18 protein-coding genes are annotated in these 20,265 nt (G+C 73.4%); 13 read left to right on the forward strand and 5 right to left on the reverse strand.

Going from position 1 to position 20,265, the window contains the following annotated elements:
- Nucleotides 1-82: 82 nt before the first annotated feature.
- Nucleotides 83-1,285 carry an amino acid deaminase/aldolase gene (locus ACFY3J_RS11890; RefSeq protein ID WP_390840804.1) on the reverse strand — a complete coding sequence of 401 codons (1,203 nt, stop codon included), beginning with the start codon at nucleotides 1,283-1,285 and terminating at the stop codon, nucleotides 83-85.
- A gap of 1,367 nt (nucleotides 1,286-2,652) precedes the next feature.
- On the opposite strand from ACFY3J_RS11890, the gene ACFY3J_RS11895 reads away from it, so the two are divergent.
- Together ACFY3J_RS11895 and mycP are read left to right on the forward strand one after the other, a co-directional pair.
- Nucleotides 2,653-3,870, forward strand: coding sequence for a hypothetical protein (locus ACFY3J_RS11895; RefSeq protein ID WP_390840805.1), 1,218 nt, complete (start codon nucleotides 2,653-2,655; stop codon nucleotides 3,868-3,870).
- Nucleotides 3,867-5,078: a type VII secretion-associated serine protease mycosin gene (gene mycP, locus ACFY3J_RS11900; protein WP_384175393.1), complete on the forward strand. Its 1,212-nt coding sequence runs from the start codon at nucleotides 3,867-3,869 to the stop codon at nucleotides 5,076-5,078. The genes ACFY3J_RS11895 and mycP overlap by 4 nt, the downstream gene beginning before the upstream one ends.
- A 71-nt stretch (nucleotides 5,079-5,149) precedes the next feature.
- Here mycP and ACFY3J_RS11905 read toward each other — a convergent pair whose 3' ends face one another.
- Nucleotides 5,150-5,869 (reverse strand): serine hydrolase, encoded by a 720-nt coding sequence (locus tag ACFY3J_RS11905; RefSeq protein ID WP_390840806.1) that lies wholly within the window; start codon nucleotides 5,867-5,869, stop codon nucleotides 5,150-5,152.
- Between the two features lie 193 nt (nucleotides 5,870-6,062).
- On the opposite strand from ACFY3J_RS11905, the gene ACFY3J_RS11910 reads away from it, so the two are divergent.
- Nucleotides 6,063-6,815, forward strand: coding sequence for an SseB family protein (locus ACFY3J_RS11910; protein WP_384175397.1), 753 nt, complete (start codon nucleotides 6,063-6,065; stop codon nucleotides 6,813-6,815).
- A 47-nt stretch (nucleotides 6,816-6,862) separates the two neighbouring features.
- Here the strand turns inward: ACFY3J_RS11910 and ACFY3J_RS11915 are convergent, their stop codons facing one another.
- Nucleotides 6,863-7,231 carry a DUF1844 domain-containing protein gene (locus ACFY3J_RS11915; RefSeq protein ID WP_384175399.1) on the reverse strand — a complete coding sequence of 123 codons (369 nt, stop codon included), beginning with the start codon at nucleotides 7,229-7,231 and terminating at the stop codon, nucleotides 6,863-6,865.
- 393 nt (nucleotides 7,232-7,624) lie between these two features.
- Here ACFY3J_RS11915 and infC point away from each other — a divergent pair, with 393 nt between their 5' ends.
- From infC to ACFY3J_RS11960, 9 genes are all read left to right on the forward strand, one after another.
- Nucleotides 7,625-8,275, forward strand: coding sequence for a translation initiation factor IF-3 (gene infC / locus ACFY3J_RS11920; RefSeq protein ID WP_225076301.1), 651 nt, complete (start codon nucleotides 7,625-7,627; stop codon nucleotides 8,273-8,275).
- 114 nt (nucleotides 8,276-8,389) lie between these two features.
- A complete protein-coding gene (gene rpmI / locus ACFY3J_RS11925; RefSeq protein ID WP_007829094.1) occupies nucleotides 8,390-8,584 on the forward strand; it encodes a 50S ribosomal protein L35 in 195 nt (64 codons plus the stop codon).
- A gap of 111 nt (nucleotides 8,585-8,695) precedes the next feature.
- Nucleotides 8,696-9,079, forward strand: coding sequence for a 50S ribosomal protein L20 (gene rplT / locus ACFY3J_RS11930; protein ID WP_006141703.1), 384 nt, complete (start codon nucleotides 8,696-8,698; stop codon nucleotides 9,077-9,079).
- A 162-nt stretch (nucleotides 9,080-9,241) separates the two neighbouring features.
- Complete coding sequence (locus tag ACFY3J_RS11935) at nucleotides 9,242-10,105, forward strand: TrmH family RNA methyltransferase (protein ID WP_384175401.1); 864 nt, start codon at nucleotides 9,242-9,244, stop codon at nucleotides 10,103-10,105.
- Between the two features lie 50 nt (nucleotides 10,106-10,155).
- Nucleotides 10,156-11,310: an ATP-binding protein gene (locus tag ACFY3J_RS11940; protein ID WP_384175403.1), complete on the forward strand. Its 1,155-nt coding sequence runs from the start codon at nucleotides 10,156-10,158 to the stop codon at nucleotides 11,308-11,310.
- Nucleotides 11,311-11,468: 158 nt separating this feature from the next.
- A complete protein-coding gene (pheS, locus tag ACFY3J_RS11945) occupies nucleotides 11,469-12,590 on the forward strand; it encodes a phenylalanine--tRNA ligase subunit alpha (protein WP_384175405.1) in 1,122 nt (373 codons plus the stop codon).
- Nucleotides 12,590-15,103 (forward strand): phenylalanine--tRNA ligase subunit beta, encoded by a 2,514-nt coding sequence (gene pheT, locus ACFY3J_RS11950; RefSeq protein WP_384175407.1) that lies wholly within the window; start codon nucleotides 12,590-12,592, stop codon nucleotides 15,101-15,103. Before pheS ends, pheT begins: the two co-directional genes overlap by 1 nt.
- A gap of 584 nt (nucleotides 15,104-15,687) precedes the next feature.
- Nucleotides 15,688-17,028, forward strand: a complete 1,341-nt coding sequence (locus tag ACFY3J_RS11955) for a transcriptional regulator (RefSeq protein WP_384175409.1) — start codon at nucleotides 15,688-15,690, stop codon at nucleotides 17,026-17,028.
- Between the two features lie 95 nt (nucleotides 17,029-17,123).
- Entirely contained in the window at nucleotides 17,124-17,669 is a 546-nt protein-coding gene (locus ACFY3J_RS11960; protein ID WP_384175411.1) for an NUDIX domain-containing protein, read from the forward strand.
- 78 nt (nucleotides 17,670-17,747) lie between these two features.
- Here the strand turns inward: ACFY3J_RS11960 and ACFY3J_RS11965 are convergent, their stop codons facing one another.
- Nucleotides 17,748-18,620, reverse strand: a complete 873-nt coding sequence (locus ACFY3J_RS11965; protein ID WP_384175412.1) for a 3-hydroxybutyryl-CoA dehydrogenase — start codon at nucleotides 18,618-18,620, stop codon at nucleotides 17,748-17,750.
- Between the two features lie 171 nt (nucleotides 18,621-18,791).
- Between ACFY3J_RS11965 and ACFY3J_RS11970 the strand changes: the two genes are divergently transcribed.
- Nucleotides 18,792-20,045: a glycoside hydrolase family 10 protein gene (locus tag ACFY3J_RS11970; protein ID WP_384175414.1), complete on the forward strand. Its 1,254-nt coding sequence runs from the start codon at nucleotides 18,792-18,794 to the stop codon at nucleotides 20,043-20,045.
- Between the two features lies 1 nt (nucleotide 20,046).
- Here the strand turns inward: ACFY3J_RS11970 and ACFY3J_RS11975 are convergent, their stop codons facing one another.
- Nucleotides 20,047-20,247 (reverse strand): DUF1918 domain-containing protein, encoded by a 201-nt coding sequence (locus ACFY3J_RS11975; protein WP_141362616.1) that lies wholly within the window; start codon nucleotides 20,245-20,247, stop codon nucleotides 20,047-20,049.
- Nucleotides 20,248-20,265: the final 18 nt, after the last annotated feature.

Below are 20,265 nucleotides of genomic sequence, written 5' to 3' on the forward strand. Positions count from 1 at the left end.
GAGACACCGGAAGACCGGGGCCACGGGCTCCCGGGGCCCGGGCTGCGGGATGGAGCCCGTGGCTAGAGGAAGGAGCCCGGGGCTAAAGGAAGGTGTGCCCCTCGCCCCGGTACGTCGGCACGGCCGCCGTCACACGATCGCCCTCGACGAGGTGCAGCGTGTCGAACCGTTCGCACAACTCGCCCGCCTTCGCGTGCCGGAACCACACCTTGTCGCCGATCAACAGGTCGTCGGCGGGGGAGCCGAGTAGCGGGGTCTGCACCTCGCCCGCACCCTCCTGGGGGTCGTAGCGCAGCCCCTCGGGCAGGTACGGCACCGGGAGCCGGTCCGCGCCGGCCGCGCCGGAGGCCGGGTAGCCGCCGCCCAGGACCGTGACGACCCCCACCCCCGGGCGCCGTACGACGGGCTGGGCGAACAGCGCCGCCGGACGGCCACGGAACGACGTGTAGTTGTCGAAGAGCCGCGGGACGTACAGTCCGGAGCCCGCGGCGACCTCGGTGACCGCGTCCTCCGCCGCCGTGTGCTGCACACTGCCGGTGCCGCCGCCGTTGACGAACTCCAGGTCCGGCGCCACGGCCCGGACCGCCCGCACCACGGCGGCACGCCGCTCGGCCAGTTCCCTGCGTGCCGCCGCCTGCATCAGCCGGATCGCGCGCGAACGCAGCGGCCGCCCCGCGACCGCGTCGCCCACACCCGCCACGTGACCCTCGTACGCCATGATCCCCACGAGCGCGAACCCCGGCCGCCGGGCAACCGTACGGGCCATGTCGGCGATCTGGGCGGGGGAGTGCAGCGGGGAGCGGCGCGCGCCGACCCGCACGCGCCCGCCGAGCAGCCTCAGCGAGGTGTCCAACTCCAAGCAGACCCGGACGACTTCACGTCCGCCCTCGCGTGCGGCGTCGATCAGGTCCAGTTGCGCCGGGTCGTCGGCCATCACCGTGACGGCACGGGCGAGTTTGGGGTCGGCGGCGAGTTCGGCGTAGGCGGCGCGGTCGGCGGAGGGGTAGGCGAGCAGCACGTCGTCGAAGCCCGAGCGGGCCAGCCACAGGGACTCGGCGAGGGTGAACGACATGATGCCCGCGAAACCGTCCTTCGCCAGGGTGCGTTCGAGCAGGGCCCGGCAGCGTACGGACTTGCTGGCGACCCGGACCGGCTTGCCGCCGGCCCGGCGGACGAGGTCGTCCGCGTTGGCGTCGAAGGCGTCCAGGTCCACGATCGCTACAGGGGCGTCGAGTTGGGCGGTGGCCCGGTCGTAACGGGCCCGGTCGGCGGCGCGCGCAGTCATGGGCGCAGCCTGCCAGACCTGATTACCGCAGGGTAGGGGGATGTTCCGGGCAGATCCCCCTGGGCTCCTGGACTGGTTCCCGTCAGGACCGGGGCAGCCCGTAGAGTGACGCGCACGATCGGCGGAACCGCGAGGTGATTCCGGCCGCGGCGTTGAGCCGGGATGGCGGATCGCTCGTACGGGTATGCGTGTCCGGTGACGACGGGTCCGCGCCGGGCGGGGCGACGAGGACGGCCGTGCCCGGTGAAACGGCACGGGCACGAGGAAACGGGGGGTGCATGAGCACGGAAGCGCGCCACGCCCCCGTCCCCCCGCGGCCCGTCGGGCCCTCGGGCGGCGACGGCGACTCGGACACGACGGCACGCGCCACCGACGGCCCGCCCACCCAGGCCGCGCCCGGCACGGGCGAGGGCACGACACGGGCGGTGCCCGGCGGCAGCACGACGGCGGACGCGCGCGGCACTGCGGCGGGTTCGGCCGTTCCGGGTGGGGGTGGTTCCCCGCGTGGTGTTTCGGCGGGTTCGGCCGCTTCGGCCCGGGGTGTCTCCCCGCGCGGCACTGCGGCGGGTTCGGCCGTTCCGGGCGGGGGCGGTTCGGCGGGGTCCGTTGTTCCGGGTGGGAGTGGTTCCCCGCGTGGTGTTTCGGCGGGTTCGGCCGCTTCGGCCCGGGGTGCCTCCCCGCGCGGCACTGCGGCGGGGTCCGCCGCTCCGGTCCCGGGCGGCTCCCCGGGTGCCGTGACAGGTGGAGGACCGACGGGTTCGGACACGGACATCCGCGCGGGCCAGGGCACGGGCTTCCCACCACCTCGCACCGGCCCCGCCACCGACGACGCCCGGACCACCACCGCTTCTCGCCCCCGCTTCCCGGACTTCCGTCCCCCTTCCCACCGCACCACACCCCCCGCGACACCGCCTCCGCCCCCGGCGCGTTTCCCGGACACACCCCCGACGGTCGGCCGTGAGGCACCGCGCCGGCCGGGCCCCGGCCGGGCAGAGGGCCTTCCCCTCGGCACGCCATCGGCCGAGGGACGCGCGACGTCCGGAGCCGCTGCCGGGCCTGGGGCGTCCGCAGACCCCCATGCCGGGGCCGCGGGCCGTTCAGCGGGCGCGTCGCAGGTGCCTGGGCGTGGGGCTGCGAGTGGTCGCGGCTCCGCTGACGGCCCGTCAGGACGTACGGCCTCCGGGGACGGGAGGGCCGCCGACCGCTTCCCCGGTGACCCGGCGCGGCTCGGCCGGCGCGAGCGCGGGAACATACCCCCGCCACCGGGGCACCGGCCCTCAACAGCGGCAGGCGGTGGCGGCGCGCCCGCCGAAACCCCGTCGGAGACGACCGCGCGCCTGCGCCCCGTCTCCGTCCACAACCCCCCGGTGCCGGGCGCACCGCCCCACCCGACGGCCGCGTCCTCCGCACGCGACCCCCGGTCGGACGCCGTCAAGGGCCCCGCCACCGCCCTGGGATCCCAGGCCGGGCCCGTCGTCGGCGCAGACGCCGCGACCGGCCCCCTCGGAACGGCACGCCGCCCGAGCGCGCCCGGCCGGACCGCGGGACCCGGCAGCCTCGTCAGCCCAGGCGACGCCGGCAACCGTCCCCGCCCCACCGGCACGCCCCAGCGGACCGAGACGCGGTGGACCCCGGTCCCGCCGCATCCGTCCTTCGACGCCTCCCCGGGTGCTCCCGCCGCCCCCGCCGGGACACCGCCGCGAGCCACGGGTGCCGCCACGGCGCCTGATCCGGCGCTGTCCTGGAGCGCGGCCATGGCGCCGGGGACGGGGCTCGGCATGGGGTTCGGGGAGCCGGAGGGCTACGACCGGCGGGCACGGCCGACCGGTGCGCTGGTCCGGCCGCGGGTCGCCGTGGCGGCCGCCTGCCTGGTGCTGGGGATCGGGCTCATGGGCGGCGCCGTGACCGGCAGCTGGCTCACCGGGGAGCCGGGGAAGCCCGGCGCGGAGGGCGGCTTCGCCGCGGCGGGCGCCATGTGGCACAGCGTCCCCGTCGACCAGCTCTTCCCGCCCACCGTGGACGGCCGCGGCGCCGGACCGGGCGGAGCCGACCGCACCTGGACCCGGGTCGCCGTCGCGCCGGACAGCGGCTGCGAGGGCGCCTTCGACCCGCTGCTGCGCAAGGCCCTCGCCCCCGTCGGCTGCGCCCGTCTGCTGCGCGCCACCTACACGGACGCCACCCAGAGCTACGTCACCACCGTCGGCCTGCTCTTCACCAAGGCCGACGCCCCCACCATGACGTCCCTCGCCGCCCGCTTCGAGAACGACGGGCTCGCCCGGCGCACCGACCTCGTGCCGCGCCCGTACGCCGCCAAGGGCACCGTCGCCGCGGCCTTCGGCGACGAGCAGCGCGCGTCGTGGACCGTCTCCGTGCTGACCGAGGCCCCGGTGGTCGTCTACGCCGTGTCCGGCTGGGCCGACGGCCGCGCCGCCGGCACCCCGCAGGCCGCCGCCGACGCGACGAAGTCCGGAGCCACCACCCCCGCCGCCCAGGCAGGCCTCGGAAACGAGGCCCAGGGCCTCGCCGACCGCATCGAGCGGGGCCTGCGCCAGACCGTCAAGACAGCCACGGAGGAGCCGTCGTGACAGCCGCCGTGACACCCGGGAACCGTACGCCGCGCAGGGCTCTCGCGGTCGGCGTCCCGAGCCTGTTCCTCGCCGCCTGCCTCGCCCTCGTGCCGTCGGTCCCCGCGCACGCCGACGGCATCCGCGCCCAGCAGTGGGGCCTGGACGCCATGCACACCCAGGAGGCCTGGCGCACCACCCAGGGCAAGGGCATCACCGTCGCCGTCCTGGACACCGGCGTCGACGACGACCACCCCGATCTGCGCGGCAACGTCCTGCCCGGCAGGGACATGATCGGCTTCGGCGCGCGACGCGGCGACCGCCCCTGGGCCCGCCACGGCACCGCCATGGCCGGCATCATCGCCGGTCACGGCCACGGCCCCGGCAACGCCGACGGAGTCATGGGCATCGCGCCCGAGGCCCGGATCCTGCCCGTGCGGGTGATCCTGGAGGAGGACGACTCCGCCCGGAGCAAGGCCCGCAGCACCCGCGGCAACGCCCTCGCCGACGGCATCCGGTGGGCAGCCGACCAGGGCGCCGACGTCATCAACCTCTCCCTCGGCGACGACTCGGACTCCGCACACCCCGAGCCCGCCGAGGACGAGGCCGTCCAGTACGCGCTGAGCAAGGGCGCCGTCGTCGTCGCCTCGGCCGGCAACGGCGGCGAGAAGGGCGACCACATCTCCTACCCGGCGGCCTACCCGGGCGTGATCGCCGCGACCGCCGTGGACCGCTACGGCACCCGCGCCTCCTTCTCCACCCGCCGCTGGTACGCGACGGTCAGCGCGCCCGGCGTCGACGTCGTCATCGCCGACCCCGACCAGCGGTACTACGAGGGCTGGGGCACGAGCGCGGCCTCCGCCTTCGTCTCCGGCGCGGTCGCCCTCGTCAAGGCCGCCCACCCGGGTCTGACCCCCGCCCAGATCAAGAAGCTCCTGGAGGACACGGCCCGCAACGCTCCCGTCGGCGGCCGCGACGACTCCCGCGGCTTCGGCCTGGTCGATCCCGCCGCCGCCATCAAGGCCGCGGACCGCCTCCGGCCCGAGGGCCTGACCGCGGCGTCCTACGGCGAGCGGTACTTCGGCCCCGGCCCCGACTCCGCCGAGGCGGCCGACAGCGCCTCCGGCTGGGCGGGACCCCTCGCGGGCAGTGCCGGGGGAGTGATGCTGGTCGTGGCGGTCGTCCTGTGGCGCGGCCGCCGCGAGGGCGGGGCTGACTTCCGGCTGTAGACCGGGGGTCTTCCGGTCGTGGCCCCGCTCCTGCGCCGCAGCCCCGGATCGTCCGGCCGAGGAGGCCCGGATCACGCCTTCCGGCCGCATGCCGACACCGCCGCCCGGGCGGCCGCCTCCACCAGCGCGATGCCCTGCTCCTTCGTCCGGTTGCCGCTGGACAGGGCGGCCACCAGGTAGTCGTCGCCGCCGGCCGTCACCCGCCCGATGCTGTTGACGACCCACAGACCGGTCGTACCGCGCGGCAGCCAGCCGTTCTTCAAGGCCCACCCGGAGCCGTCGGCGGCGGCCGACACCCCCCAGTCCTGGCCCGGGGCGATCCGCCCCATCAGCCCCTGAAGGTACGTCCGCGAGGCCTCGCCCAGCTCCGAGCGCTCCCTGCGGGCGCCGCCGAACACCTGCCGGAGCAGGACGAGTTGATCGGCGGCCGTGGTCCGGGTCAGACCCCACAGCGGACCGCCGCCGCCGGTGGTCTCCGTGAGTCCGAAGCGCTCGTTCGCCGCGTCCAGGCCGTCCGCGCCGCCGATGACCCGCCACAGTGCCGACGCCGCGTCGTTGTCGCTGTGCTCGATCATCGCGGCGGCGTACGTCCTCTCCCGTGCGGTCAGCCGCCGTCCCGCGTCCTGCGCCCGCAGCAGCAGGGCCGCCAGGATGCCGACCTTGACGATGCTCGCCGAGTCGAACACGGCGTCGCCGTGTCCGGCGCTCGCCCCGGAACCGAGACGGCGGGCCGCCACCGCCACGGTCGGGCCCCCGGTCACCGCCACCGGCTCTCCGCTCGCTGTCTCCACCGCCACCTCCCCACTCGCGGCCCCCGCCCTTGCCGCCGTCCCCGCGCGCGTCCCCGCCCTCTCCCGCCGCCCTCCCCGCGCGCGGCCCGTCCGCCGCCGACGATACGGGGCCCGAACGTCCCGCGGCCGCCGTGGCGGACGTGGACCAGGGCACCCTGAGGGAGCGGGCGCGGCCCCGGATAGGGTCGGCACCGTGGCGAAGAAGAACATTCCCGACTCCGGCTTCTCCGACGACGACGGCTCCGTCGACCCCGGGCTGAACGCGGCGCTCGCCGCCTGGGCCGATGACCGCACCGCCGTGGGACCCGTCCTGGAGGCGCTCAGGAGCGCACGGCTGCTCGTGCCCGTGGTGGCCGTCCTCGGCGAGGTGGAGGAGGACGAGAACGGGCTGCGCCGGGAGAAGACCAGCGAGATGGCCGTACCCACCCTGAAGGCCGGTCACCGCACCGCACTGCCCGCCTTCACCTCGACCGACTCCCTGGCCCGCTGGGATCCGGACGCCCGGCCCGTGGCCGTGCGGCTGCACCAGGTCCTGGAGGCCACCGCGCACGAGAAGGCGGACACGGTGGTGTTGGACGTGGCAGGACCGGTGCCGTTCGAGCTGACAGGACCCGCCCTGCTCGCCCTCGCCGAGGGCCGTACGACGACCGACCCGCTGGCCGACCCGGCCGTCGTCGCCGCCGTGCGGGAGGCCGTCGCCGCGGAGCCCGCCGTGCTGCGCGCCCACCTCGGGCGGGGGCAGGCCGACGGGACCCTGGCGCTGGTGCTCGACCCGTCCGTCCCCACCGCCCCGGCCGAGACCGCCCGCGCCGTGGCCGCGCGTCTCGCCGCCAGCGAGACACTGAGGGCCCGCCTGGTGCGCGGCCTCGACCTGGCACTGCTGCCGGCCGGGGCGACGCCGCCGGGCGAGCCCTTGTACGTGAAGGAGCGGGGTTCGGCTGCGTGACGCAGCGGTGATCGGCCGGCTCGGGACCGGGATCCGACGGGAGCGGCTCAGCCGTAGATCGGCCCGGTGTACTTCTCGCCCGGGCCCTGGCCCGGCTCGTCCGGGACGACCGAGGCCTCGCGGAAGGCCAGCTGCAGCGACTTCAGGCCGTCGCGCAGCGGCGCCGCGTGGAAGGAGCTGATCTCGGTGGCGCTCGCGTCCAGCAGTCCGGCGAGCGCCGACACCAGCTTGCGGGCCTCGTCCAGGTCCTTGTGCTCGTCGCCCTCCTCGGTCAGACCGAGCTTCACCGCGGCGGCGCTCATCAGGTTGACGGCGACCGTCACGATCACCTCGACCGCCGGGACCTCCGCGATGTCGCGGGTCATGGCGTCGAAGTCGGGCTGCTCGGCGGGTGCGGAGGGGGAGGTCTCACTCATGCCCCACACGATAGGCGCAGGACGGGGAGCTCCCGTAGTCAGCCGTGGTCAGCCTGAATTAGCTCTTCCTGACCGATGCTGCTAACCTTGTGTGACGACCGGCTGGACGTGTATGCCCAGAGCATACGGGCCCGGCCCACAAGTGGAGGCTTCGAACTCCCACCTGACCGCCCTCCGGGGCGGCGGGTCACCGGTCAGACGGGTCCGCCCCAGCGGTGGCGGCCCGTCCGAAAGTGCGCCCCGCGGCCATCGCGGCGGACGCTCCGGTAGTTCGAGGAGCCCCGCCTGTGATCGTCCGGGGCATTTTTCGTGCTTCGGCGCGGTTAGGTCTGTCGAACACAGAGTACGCGGCTGTCCGCCAGACCGTCGCGTGGTGCTAACCGAGGAGGATCCATCAGCGCCGAGCCCCGCATCAACGACCGGATTCGCGTTCCCGAGGTGCGACTTGTCGGTCCCAGTGGCGAGCAGGTCGGCATCGTGCCGCTTGCGAAGGCACTGGAGCTTGCGCAGGAGTACGACCTGGACCTGGTCGAGGTCGCGGCGAACGCCCGTCCGCCCGTGTGCAAGCTCATGGACTACGGGAAGTTCAAGTACGAGTCGGCCATGAAGGCCCGTGAGGCGCGTAAGAACCAGGCGCACACGGTCATCAAGGAGATGAAGCTCCGGCCGAAGATCGACCCGCACGACTACGACACCAAGAAGGGTCACGTCGTCCGGTTCCTCAAGCAGGGCGACAAGGTCAAGATCACGATCATGTTCCGTGGTCGCGAGCAGTCCCGGCCCGAGCTGGGCTACCGGCTGCTGCAGCGGCTCGCGGAGGACGTCCAGGACCTCGGCTTCGTGGAGTCGAACCCGAAGCAGGACGGCCGCAACATGATCATGGTTCTCGGTCCGCACAAGAAGAAGACCGAGGCGATGGCCGAGGCCCGCCAGGCGCAGGAGGCCCGCAAGGCCGAAGCGAAGGCCAACCCGGGCCGCTCGCAGAACGCCGCGGACGCCGAGGCGCCGGCCGAGGAGTCGGCCGAGGAGCACGCCGAAGCGTGACCCCCGGGACCCCCACGTCCCAGGATGTAACCGATAACAAGAGCGACGCTCCAAGCCGTGCCCGGTTCTCGCGACCGGGCACCGGAGCGCCACCTACGAGGAGAGAACGGCGCTATGCCGAAGAACAAGTCGCACAGCGGTGCCAGCAAGCGCTTCAAGGTCACCGGCTCCGGCAAGGTGCTCCGTGAGCGCGCCGGCAAGCGCCACCTGCTCGAGCACAAGTCGTCCCGTCTGACGCGTCGCCTCACCGGCAACGCCGAGATGGCCCCGGGCGACGCCAAGAAGATCAAGAAGCTTCTCGGCAAGTGACGCGGCGGCGCGTGATCGTCCGATCTCCGCGCGCCGTACGTCAGGACCGGGACCCAATCGTTTCCGGGCCGTGTGAGGACAACCACGGCCCCGCTACAAGGAGTTAATCAAGTGGCACGCGTCAAGCGGGCAGTCAACGCCCACAAGAAGCGCCGGGCGATCCTCGAGCAGGCCTCCGGCTACCGCGGTCAGCGCTCGCGCCTGTACCGCAAGGCCAAGGAGCAGGTCACCCACTCGCTGGTCTACAACTACAACGACCGCAAGAAGCGCAAGGGTGACTTCCGCCAGCTGTGGATCCAGCGCATCAACGCCGCTGCCCGCGCCAACGGCATCACGTACAACCGCTTCATCCAGGGTCTGAAGGCCGCGAACGTCGAGGTCGACCGCAAGATCCTGGCCGAGCTGGCCGTCAACGACGCCAACGCGTTCGCCGCGCTCGTCGAGGTCGCGCAGAAGGCCCTGCCGAGCGACGTCAACGCGCCCAAGGCTGCGTGACGCAGCGCCGGCCCGGCCGGCGCGATCCTACGGACCCGTGGGCTCTGCCTGCGGGTCCGTCGTATGTGCGCCGTGCGGTGCCCGAGGCGCGTCCGGCGCCGGCCGGGACCGCCGGCTGATCGCCGTCGCGGCGGAACGTTCCTACCGAAGGTGAAGCTCTCCATGCCCCCCGCCACCCCTGACCTGATCTCCCCCCGCTCGCCCCGCGTCTCGGCAGCGCGGCGGCTGGCCAAGCGGAACTTCCGGGGCAAGGAGCGCCTGTTCCTCGCGGAGGGGCCGCAGGCCGTGCGGGAGGCGGCGGCACACCGGGTCGGCGACACGCCCACCCTCGACGAACTGTTCGCCACGGTCGAGGCCGCCGAGCGGTACGCCGACATCGTGGGGGAGGCCCGCGCCGCGGGGGCCCGGATCCACCTCGCCGCCGACGACGTCATCGCCGACATCTCCACCACCGTCACCCCGCAGGGGCTCGTCGGCGTGTGCCGGTTCCTCGACACCCCCTTCGAGGACATCGTCGCGGCCCGCCCGAAGCTCGTCGCCGTCCTCGCCCATGTGCGCGACCCCGGCAACGCCGGCACCGTCCTGCGCTGCGCCGACGCCGCCGGAGCCGAAGCGGTCGTCCTCACGGACGCCTCCGTCGACCTCTACAATCCCAAGGCCGTCCGGGCCTCCGTCGGCTCCCTGTTCCACCTGCCCGTGGCCGTCGGAGTCCCCGTCGAGCGGGCGGTCGCCGCGCTCAGGGACGCCGGAGTGCGCATCCTCGCCGCCGACGGCGCGGGCGAGCACGATCTGGACGACGAGCTCGACCACGGCACCATGGGCGGCCCCACCGCGTGGGTGTTCGGCAACGAGGCCTGGGGCCTGCCGGAGGAGACCCGCACCCTCGCCGACGCCGTCGTACGCGTTCCCATCCACGGAAAGGCCGAGAGCCTGAACCTCGCGACCGCCGCCGCCGTATGTCTGTACGCGTCGGCCCGTGCGCAGCGCGGCTCCGGAGGCTGCCGCTCCGCCACCCGCAACCAGTAGGGTGACCAGCCCGGGGGCCTGCTGCACCGGCTGAGAGGTGGGGTGAGGGGATGAGTGTCGGCACCGGTCGCGCGCCCGGAGCGCGGGACGCGCGACGACCACCCGCGCCCCGGCAGGACGATCCCGCCCGCCTCGGCGTCGACCCCGACGACCTTCCCGACGGCCTGGTGATCGCCGACGAGCACGGGCGGATCATCTGCTTCAACGCCGCCGCCGCCCGGATCAGCGCCGTGCCCGCCGACCAGGCCCTGGGACAGCCCCTGGAGAAGGCCCTGCCGCTGGAGGACCTGGAGGGGCGCCGCTGGTGGCAGCTGACCGACCCCTACGGCGGCCTGGCCATCCGGGTGGGCCAGCCCGAGCGCAACCTCCTGCTGCACGGCGGCCGGGAGGTCCTCGTCTCCGCGAAGTACGTCCGCACCCACCCCACCGGCCCGGTCCGCCGTGTCGTCGTCTCCCTCCGCGACACCGAGGCCCGCCGTCGCACCGAGCGCAGCCACGCCGAGCTGATCGCCACCGTCGCCCACGAGCTGCGCTCGCCGCTGACCTCCGTCAAGGGCTTCACGGCGACCCTGCTCGCCAAGTGGGAGAGGTTCACGGACGACCAGAAACGGCTGATGCTGGAGACCGTCGACGCCGACGCCGACCGCGTCACCCGGCTCATCGCCGAACTGCTCGACATATCCCGCATCGACTCCGGCCGCCTGGAGGTGCGCCGTCAGCCCGTCGACATGGGCGCCGCGGTCGGGCGGCACGTCCAGGCGTACGTCGCCGCAGGCCAGCCCGCCGACCGGTTCCTGGTGCGCGTCGAGAAACCGCTGCCCGAGCTGTGGGCCGACCCCGACAAGATCGACCAGGTGCTGAGCAACCTCGTGGAAAATGCCGTGCGGCACGGCGAGGGATCCGTCACCATCGATGTCACACCGGCGCCGTCCCCACGGGAAGGGGAAGCCGCCGGGACCATCGAGAACACCGCCACGTCGGTCACGGTGAGCGACGAGGGGCCCGGCATTCCGGAGGAGTCCATGAACCGTGTCTTCACCCGCTTCTGGCGGGGCAGCAAGCGCGGCGGGACCGGACTCGGGCTCTACATCGTCAAGGGCATCGTCGAGGCCCACGGCGGCACCATCACGGTCGGCCGCGCCCGAGGGGGCGGCGCGGAGATCCGATTTACCCTGCCCGTGGGCACCCCGGCACACCTGCTCTGAGCACCCGCCGCGGACCCACGGGCGCATTCGCTTTCCCCGGCCCCGTTAGACTCGGCCTTTGGCACCTTTGTGTCCCGAAAACCGTGACGATCTGTCCGCGAGTCGGTGCGAGTCGGTGACGGGGACCTCCAGCCAGCCAATCGGAAGCACGGGAAGAGATGTCGGCACCCAATAAGTCGTACGACCCTGTCGAGGTCGAGGCGTTGAAACCGGAAGAGATCGAGCGCATGCGGGACGAGGCGCTCGCCGCCTTCGCCGCCGCGGACTCCCTCGACGCGCTCCACGAGGCCAAGGTCGCCCACACCGGCCCCGCCTCCCCGCTCTCCCTCGCCAACCGCGAGATCGGCGCCCTGCCCCCGCACGCCAAGGCCGACGCCGGCAAGCGGGTCGGCATGGCCCGCGGCGCGGTGAACAAGGGCCTCGCCGCCCGCCAGACCGAGCTCGAGGCGGAGCGGGACGCCCGTGTGCTGGTCGAGGAGGACGTCGACGTCACGCTGCCGTTCGACCGCGTACCGGCCGGCGCCCGCCACCCGCTGACCACGCTCTCGGAGCGCATCGAGGACGTCTTCGTGGCCATGGGCTACGAGGTCGCCGAGGGCCCGCAGGCCGAGGCCGAGTGGTTCAACTTCGACGCCCTGAACATCGGCCCGGACCACCCGGCCCGCGGCGAGGCCGACACCTTCTTCGTGCAGGGCCCCGAAGGCGGCAGCGAGTCCGGTGTCGTCCTGCGCACCCACACCTCGCCGGTGCAGATCCGCTCCCTGTTCGAACGCGAGCTGCCGGTCTACGTGATCTGCCCCGGCCGCGTCTACCGCACCGACGAGCTGGACGCCACCCACACGCCCGTCTTCCACCAGGTCGAGCTGCTCGCCGTGGACGAGGGCCTGACCATGGCCGACCTCAAGGGCACCCTGGACCACATGGTGCAGTCCCTGTTCGGCGAGGGCATGAAGACCCGGCTGCGGCCCAACTTCTTCCCCTTCACCGAGCCGTCCGCCGAGATGGACATGGTGTGCTACGTCTGCCGCGGCGAGTCCGTCGGCAACCCCGACCGGCCCTGCCGCACCTGCTCCTCCGAGGGCTGGATCGAGCTCGGCGGCTGCGGCATGGTCAACCCGCGGGTGCTCACCGCCTGCGGCGTCGACCCCGAGAAGTACAGCGGCTTCGCCTTCGGGTTCGGCATCGAGCGGATGCTGATGTTCCGCCACAACGTCGAAGACATGCGAGACATGGTCGAGGGTGACGTCCGGTTCACCCGGCCGTTCGGGATGGAGATCTGATGCGGATCCCGCTTTCTTGGCTGCGGGAGTACGTCGACCTGCCGGCGACGGAGACCGGGCGCGACGTCCAGGCCAAGCTCATTTCGGCCGGCCTCGAGGTGGAGACCGTCGAACAGCTCGGCGCCGACCTCAAGGGGCCGCTCGCCGTCGGCCGGGTGCTGACCATCGAGGAGCTGGAGGGCTTCAAGAAGCCGATCCGCTTCTGCACCGTCGACGTCGGCCAGGCCAACGGCACCGGCGAGCCGCAGGAGATCGTCTGTGGCGCCCGCAACTTCGCCGTCGGCGACAAGGTCGTCGTGGTCCTCCCGGGCGCCGTGCTGCCCGGCGGGTTCGCGATCAGCGCCCGCAAGACCTACGGCAAGACCTCCCACGGCATGATCTGCTCCAGCGACGAGCTGGGCATGGGCGACGACGGCAGCCAGGGCATCATCGTGCTGCCGCCCGAGACCGAGGTCGGCAAGGACGCCATCGAGCTGCTGGAGCTGGTCGACGAGGTCCTCGACATCGCCGTCACCGCCAACCGCGGCGACTGCCTGTCCCTGCGCGGCGTCGCCCGCGAGACCGCCATCGCCTACGGCCTGCCGCTGCGCGACCCCGCCCTGCTCGACGTACCGGCGCCGAACGCGTTCGGCTACGCCGTGCGGATCGACGAGCCGCACGGCTGCGACCGCTTCACCGCGCGCACCGTCTCCGGCCTCGACCCCGAGGCGCGCTCCCCGATCTGGCTCCAGCGCCGCCTCCAGAAGGCCGGGATGCGCCCGATCTCGCTCGCCGTCGACATCACCAACTACGTGATGCTGGAGCTCGGCCAGCCGCTGCACGCCTACGACCGCAAGCTGGTCCAGGGCACGATCGGCGTGCGCCGGGCCGAGGAGGGCGAGAAGTTCACCACCCTCGACGGCGTCAAGCGCACGCTGCACGCCGAGGACCTGGTCATCACCGACGAGCGCGGCGCCATCGGCCTCGCGGGCGTCATGGGCGGCGCCAACACCGAGATCGCCGACCACCAGGACACGGAGAACGCGACCACCGAGGTCGTCATCGAGGCCGCGCACTTCGACCAGGTCTCCATCGCGCGCACCGCCCGCCGTCACAAACTGTCCTCGGAGGCCTCCCGCCGCTTCGAGCGGGGCGTCGACCCGCAGGCCGCCTCCGCCGCGGCCCAGCGCACGGTGGACCTGCTGGTCCTGCTCGCGGGCGGCACGGCCGACGCCGGTGTCACCGAGGTAGCCGCGCCCGCGGCTCCGCGCACGATCACCGTGCCGGCCGACCACCCGGACAAGGTCGCGGGCGTCGTCTACGGCCGTGAGGCCGTCGTCCGCCGGCTCCAGCAGATCGGCTGCCAGGTGGAGGGGCAGGACGAGCTGACCGTCACCGTCCCGTCCTGGCGGCCCGACCTGACCGACCCCAACGACTTGGCCGAAGAGGTCATCCGCCTGGAGGGCTACGAGAACCTGCCCTCCACGCTGCCCAGGCTCCCCTCGGGCCGCGGCCTCACCCACCGCCAGCGGCTGCACCGTCGGGTCGGCCGCGCGCTGGCCGGCGCGGGCTACGTCGAGGCGCCGACCTATCCCTTCGTCGGCGAGCAGGTCTTCGACCAGCTCGGCCTCGAGCCCGGCGACCCCGCGCGCCGCGTGGTCCGGCTGGTCAACCCGCTCAGCGACGAGGAGCCCGCGCTGCGCACCACGCTGCTGCCGGGCCTGCTCGGCGCGCTGCGCCGCAACGACGGCCGCGGCAGCCACGATCTCGCCCTGTTCGAGACCGGCCTGGTCTTCCACCCGCGCGAGGAGCAGCGGGTCGCGGCCCAGCCGCCCGTCGACCGGCGTCCCACCGACGAGGAGATCGCGGAGCTGAACGCGGCGCTGCCCGAGCAGCCGCGCCATGTGGCCGTGGTCCTCGCGGGCGCCCGTGAGCAGACCGGCTGGTGGGGCAAGGGCCGCCCGGCCGACTGGGCCGACGCGGTCGAGGCCGCGCGGACCGTGGCCCGCGAAACCGGGGCCGAACCGATCGTCCGCAAGGGTCGGTACGGCCCGTGGCACCCGGGCCGCTGCGCCGAGTTCGCGGTCACCGTGGACGGTGCCGAGCGGGTCGTGGGCCACGCGGGCGAACTGCACCCGCGTGTGGTCAAGGCACTGGGCCTGCCCGAGCGCACCTGCGCGATGGAGCTGAACCTGGACGTGCTGGAGCAGGCCGGCGACGACACCCCGCGGGCGCCGGGCATCTCCACGTTCCCGGTCGCCACGCAGGACGTCGCCCTCGTCGTCGACAAGCCGGTCCCGGCCGCCGACGTCGAGGCCGCGCTGCGCGAGGGTGCCGGTGAACTCCTGGAGTCCATCCGGCTGTTCGACCTCTACGAGAACGCCGAGCAGCTCGGGGAGGGCCGCAAGTCCCTCGCCTACGCGCTGCGCTTCCGCGCGCCGGACCGCACGCTGACCGTGGACGAGGCGTCCGCCGCCCGTGACGCGGCGGTGGCGCTGGCCGCTGAGCGCACGGGGGCGGTTCTGCGCAGCTGACGGGTCGAGCGCGGGGGACTGCGAGTCCGTCGCCGGCTGCGAGCAGTCGGCGACCGGTCGCGCAGTTCCCCGCGCCCTTTTTTTGAGCTGGCCTCGGTCGACAAGGTGGGCCACTCGATGGAGCGGGTCGGCTGCGGGTGGCTGGTGGCCGGTCGCGCAGTTCCCCGTGCCCCTTTTTGAGCTGGCCTCGGTCGACGGGGTGGGCCACTCGATGGAGCGGGTCGGCTGCGGGTGGCCGGTGGCCGGTCGCGCAGTTCCCCGTGCCCCTTTTTGGGTCGGCCTCGGTCGACGGGGTGGGCCACTCGGTGGAGGCCGGTGGCCGGTCGCGCAGTTCCCCGCGCCCCTTCTTGAGTCCGCCCGGGTCGACAAGGCCGGCCACCTCGCGGAGCGCCGCCGTGCCGGGCCGCCGTGGTTCTTGAGGGGGAGCCGGCGGCCCGGCCGGCCTCTTGGAGGAGGCGGTTCAGTCAACCCGGTGGGGACTAGCCGCGACAGCGCGCGTACAGCCCGGATGCGCGTGCTCCGTTCACACCCCGTGTGAAGGCGAACGCACTACGCTGTCGCCACTGAGCCACCGGGGGGCACCCATGCAGCCCAACACACTGCTCGACGCGATCCTGGACGAGGCCGGGATCTCGCACGCGGGCCTGGCAGCGCACGTCAACCAGGAGGGGCGGGCCCGCGGACTCGCGCTCCGGTACGAACACACCGCCGTGGCCCGGTGGTTGAAGGGCCAGCGGCCGCGCGGCCAGGTGCCCGACCTGATCTGCGAGGTGCTGGCGGGCCGGCTGCGTCGGCCGGTCACGCTCGACGACATCGGCCTCGGCGTGCCCGGCGAGCCCTCCTCGCCGCACGGCACCTCGCTGTCCGGGTTCGTCGAACGCGCCACCGCCCTGTGGCGATCCGACGAGCAGCAACGCCCGCACCTTCTCGGAGCCCCCGCCGTGACCGGCACGCCCGCCGTCATGCCCGTGTGGGAGTGGGAGAACCCGCCCGAGGACGTGGACGTCTCCCGCGGTGGCCCGCACCGGGTCACCCCGTCCGACATCGAGATGCTGCGCGCCGCCCGCACGCACTACGAGCAGATGTACCGCAAGGCGGGCGGCGTCGCGACCCGCGGCCGTGTCGTGGGCTTTCTCAACGCCGAGGCCGCCCCGCTGCTGCGGGGCAGCTACACCGACGCCACCGGCCGCCAACTGCACCGCGCCACCGGCGCCTTGGTGGCGATCGTGGGCATCTGCGCCTATGACTCCGACGCGCACGGCCTGGCCCAGCGCTACTTCCACCAGGCGCTCAGGCTCGCCAAGGCCAGCGGGGACCGGGGACTTGGAGCGTATGTGATCGCGCTGCTGGTCAACCAGTCGCTGTTCATGCGGGAGTACCGCCAGGCCGTCGCCTTCGCCGAGGCCGCGCTGCGTGCCGCCGGCCAGCACATCACCCCCGCGCTCGTCTCCGACCTGTACGCGATGCAGGCCAAGGCCTACGCCCACCTCGGCGACGGCACGAGCGCCCTGGCCTGCATCGGGCGCGCCGAGTCCGCCGCCGAACGCATCCGGCGCGGATACGAACCCGACGAGACGGGCTACGTCCAACCGGGCCTGGTCAACGTGCAGGTGGCCGAGGCCCTGCTCAGCCTCGGCGAGCTGGCCGCCGCCGAGGAGCACGCCGCGGCCGCCGTCGACAACCCCGCGCACGACCGGGGCCGGGTGCACCGGCTGGCCATGCTCAGCACGATCCAACTGCGCCGGGGCAACGCCGACAAGGCGGTGGCCACGGCCGTGCGGATGGCCGAACAGGCCCGTGGGATGGAGTCGCAGCGGCTGCGGGACAGACTGCGCGCGGTGCGCGAGCACCTGGTGCGCAGCGGCAGCGCCGGCACGGCCGAGGCGGCCGAACTGATCGACGGGGCCCTGCGCGTACCGCTGTGACGGCGGGGCGGTGCTCCCGGCGGCTCGCCGTGTGTCTGCTGCGGGACCGTTCGGGCTGCGATATTGCCACTGACCCGACGGAAGGTGGCAGAACCGTGCAGTGGACGAAACAGAACGAACAAACTGTGTACGCAAACCGCTGGTTCACCGTCAACCTCGCGGATGTCGAGTTGCCGGACGGCCGGCACCTCGACCACTTCCTGATACGCCTGCGGCCCGTCGCCGTGGCCACGGTGGTGAACGAGGCGGGTGAGGTCCTCCTCCTGTGGCGCCACCGCTTCATCACCGACAGCTGGGGCTGGGAGCTCGCGGCGGGCGTCGTGGAGGACGGCGAGGACATCACGGCCGCGGCCGCCAGGGAACTGGAGGAGGAGACCGGTTGGCGGCCGGGACCCCTGCACCACCTCATGAGCGTGGAGCCGTCCAACGGACTCACCGACGCCCGGCACCACATCTACTGGTCGGACGAGGGCGAGTACGTCGGACACCCGGCGGACGACTTCGAGTCCGACCGCCGGGAATGGGTCCCCCTCAAGCTCGTTCCCGACCTGGTCGCCCGCGGCGAGGTCCCGGCCGCCAACATGGCGGCCGCGTTGCTGCTCCTGCACCACCTCAGGCTCGGACAGGACACGCTGTCCTGAGGGAGCGCACACGGTGTGCGAATGACGCGGGCCCGGCACCACCTCGGTGCCGGGCCCGTTGACCGTCGCTCTTCGTGGTCAGCCGTAGGTGTAGAAGCCGGAGCCGGACTTCCGGCCGAGCCGCCCGGCGTCCACCATGCGCTGGAGCAGCGGGGGAGCGGCGTACAGCGGCTCCTTGTACTCCTCGTACATGGAATGGGCGACCGAGGCCACCGTGTCCAGACCGATCAGGTCGGACAGCTTCAGCGGGCCCATCGGGTGGGCGCAGCCCAGCTCCATGCCGTTGTCGATGTCCTCGCGGCTGGCGATGCCCGACTCGAACATCCGGATCGCCGAGAGCAGGTAGGGGATCAGCAGCGCGTTCACCACGAAGCCCGAGCGGTCCTGGGCGCGGATCGCGTGCTTGCCGAGCACCTTCTCGGTGAACAGCTGCGCCCGGCTCAGCGTGCCCTCGGAGGTGGTGAGCGCCGGGATCAGCTCGACCAGCTGCTGCACCGGGGCGGGGTTGAAGAAGTGGATGCCGACCACCTGGTCGGGCCGCGCGGTGGCGACCGCCAGCCTCACCAGCGGGATGGAGGAGGTGTTGGAGGCCAGGATCGCGTCCGGCCGGGTCACCACCTGGTCCAGGACCTGGAAGATCTCGGTCTTGACCTGCTCGTTCTCCACCACGGCCTCGATCACCAGGTCGCGGTCGGAGAACTCGCCGAGGTCGGTGGTGAAGCTCAGCCGGGCCTGCGTCGCGTCCCGCTCCGCCTCGCTGATCTTGCCGCGCTCGGCCGCCTTGGCCAGGGAGTTGAACAGCCGGGTACGGCCTATCTCCAGAGCCTCGCCGGTGGTCTCGGCGACCTTCACCTCCAGGCCGGCCCGGGCGCACACCTCGGCGATGCCCGCACCCATCTGGCCGCAGCCCACCACTCCGACGCGTGCAATGTCTCCCGAAATGCCGGTCACATCGTCCCTTTCGCAGTTCCTACGGCTGTGGCAGGCGGCCCGTTGTGCGGTGCCTGCTCCGATCGTGCACGTTACCCCCGTGGTGGCCGTGATCGGTCGCCCGGGTCGGGCATGCTGGGCCGGTGAACGATCCGTGACCGTGCGGATCCACGGCGTACGGGGAGTGCCCGGATGGCCCGAGGGACACGGGTGACTCGACGGTCGTTCACCGTGGCGGCGCTGTCGACCCTGGCGGTGACCGGCGACGCGGCCACCGCGACGGGCGGCACCGGCACCGACCGGAGGAGCCGCGCCGAGGCCACCGAGATGCGCGGCATGTGGCTGGCGACCGTGCGCAACCGCGACTGGCCCTCCCGCACCGGGCTGAGCGTGGCCCGGCAGCGCGGCGAGCTGACCGCCCTGCTCGACGTGGCGGTGCGCCGCAGGCTCAACACGGTGTTCCTCCAGGTGCGCCCGTCGGCCGACGCGCTGTGGCCCTCGCCCCACGAGCCGTGGTCGCAGTTCCTCACCGGCACGCAGGGCAGGGACCCGGGCTGGGATCCGCTGGGCACGGCCGTGGCGGAGGCACACGCCCGCGGACTGCGGCTGCACGCCTGGTTCAACCCCTACCGGATCGCCCTGCACGAGGACCCGTCCCTGCTGGCCGCCTCCCATCCGGCCCGCAGGCACCCCGACTGGGTGGTCCGTCACGGCGGGTGCCTCTACTACAACCCCGGCCTGCCCGAGGTCCGGGCGTTCGTGCAGCGGGCGATGCTCGACGCGGTGTCCCGGTACCCGGTGGACGGCGTCCACTTCGACGACTACTTCTACCCCTATCCGGTCGCCGGGCAGACCTTCGACGACGACGTCGCCCACCACCGGTACGGCGGTGCCTTCGCCGGCCGGGCCGACTGGCGGCGCGACAACATCGACCGGCTGATCCGCGAGACGGCCGCTGCCATCGCCGCCACTCGCCCGGGCGCCCGGTTCGGGATCAGCCCCTTCGGGGTGTGGCGCAACGCCTCGTCCGACCCGCGCGGCTCGGACACCCGGGCCGGCGTGCAGACGTACGACGACCTGTACGCGGACACCCGCAAGTGGGTCGGGGAGGGCTGGATCGACTACGTCGTCCCACAGCTGTACTGGGCCATCGGCTTCGCCACCGCCGACTACGCCGCCCTGCTGCCCTGGTGGGCCGAGGCGGCACGCGGCAGCCGTACGCGGCTGTACGTGGGGGAGGCGCTCTACAAGGCCGGCGACCCCGCGCAGGGCGCGGCCTGGCAGGACCCCGACGAGCTGTCCCGCCACCTCACCCTCGCGGCCACGCACCCGGAAGTGCGCGGGCACGTCTTCTTCGCCGCGAAGGAGGTGGCGGCCGATCCGACCGGGGCCATGGCGCGGGTCGTCGCCGACCACTACCGCCGGCCGGCGAGACCCCCGCGCTGACTCAGTGGTGTTCGTGCTCCTTCTTGTGGCGGACCTGGCAGTCGGGGCCCGGTGACATGACGGCCTCGTGCCCGTCCGGGAAGCGGACGCGGTACGGCGGGTTGCCCTCCGTGCCCATGACCTCGACGATTTCGCTGATCTGGTCGTGCTGACCGACCACCCTGCCGTGTTGGACGAGCTGGTCGCCCACGGTTGCGCGCATCTGCGGGGCCTCCTCACC

The organism is Streptomyces sp. NPDC001231 (assembly GCF_042896885.1).
GTDB lineage: Bacteria > Actinomycetota > Actinomycetes > Streptomycetales > Streptomycetaceae > Streptomyces.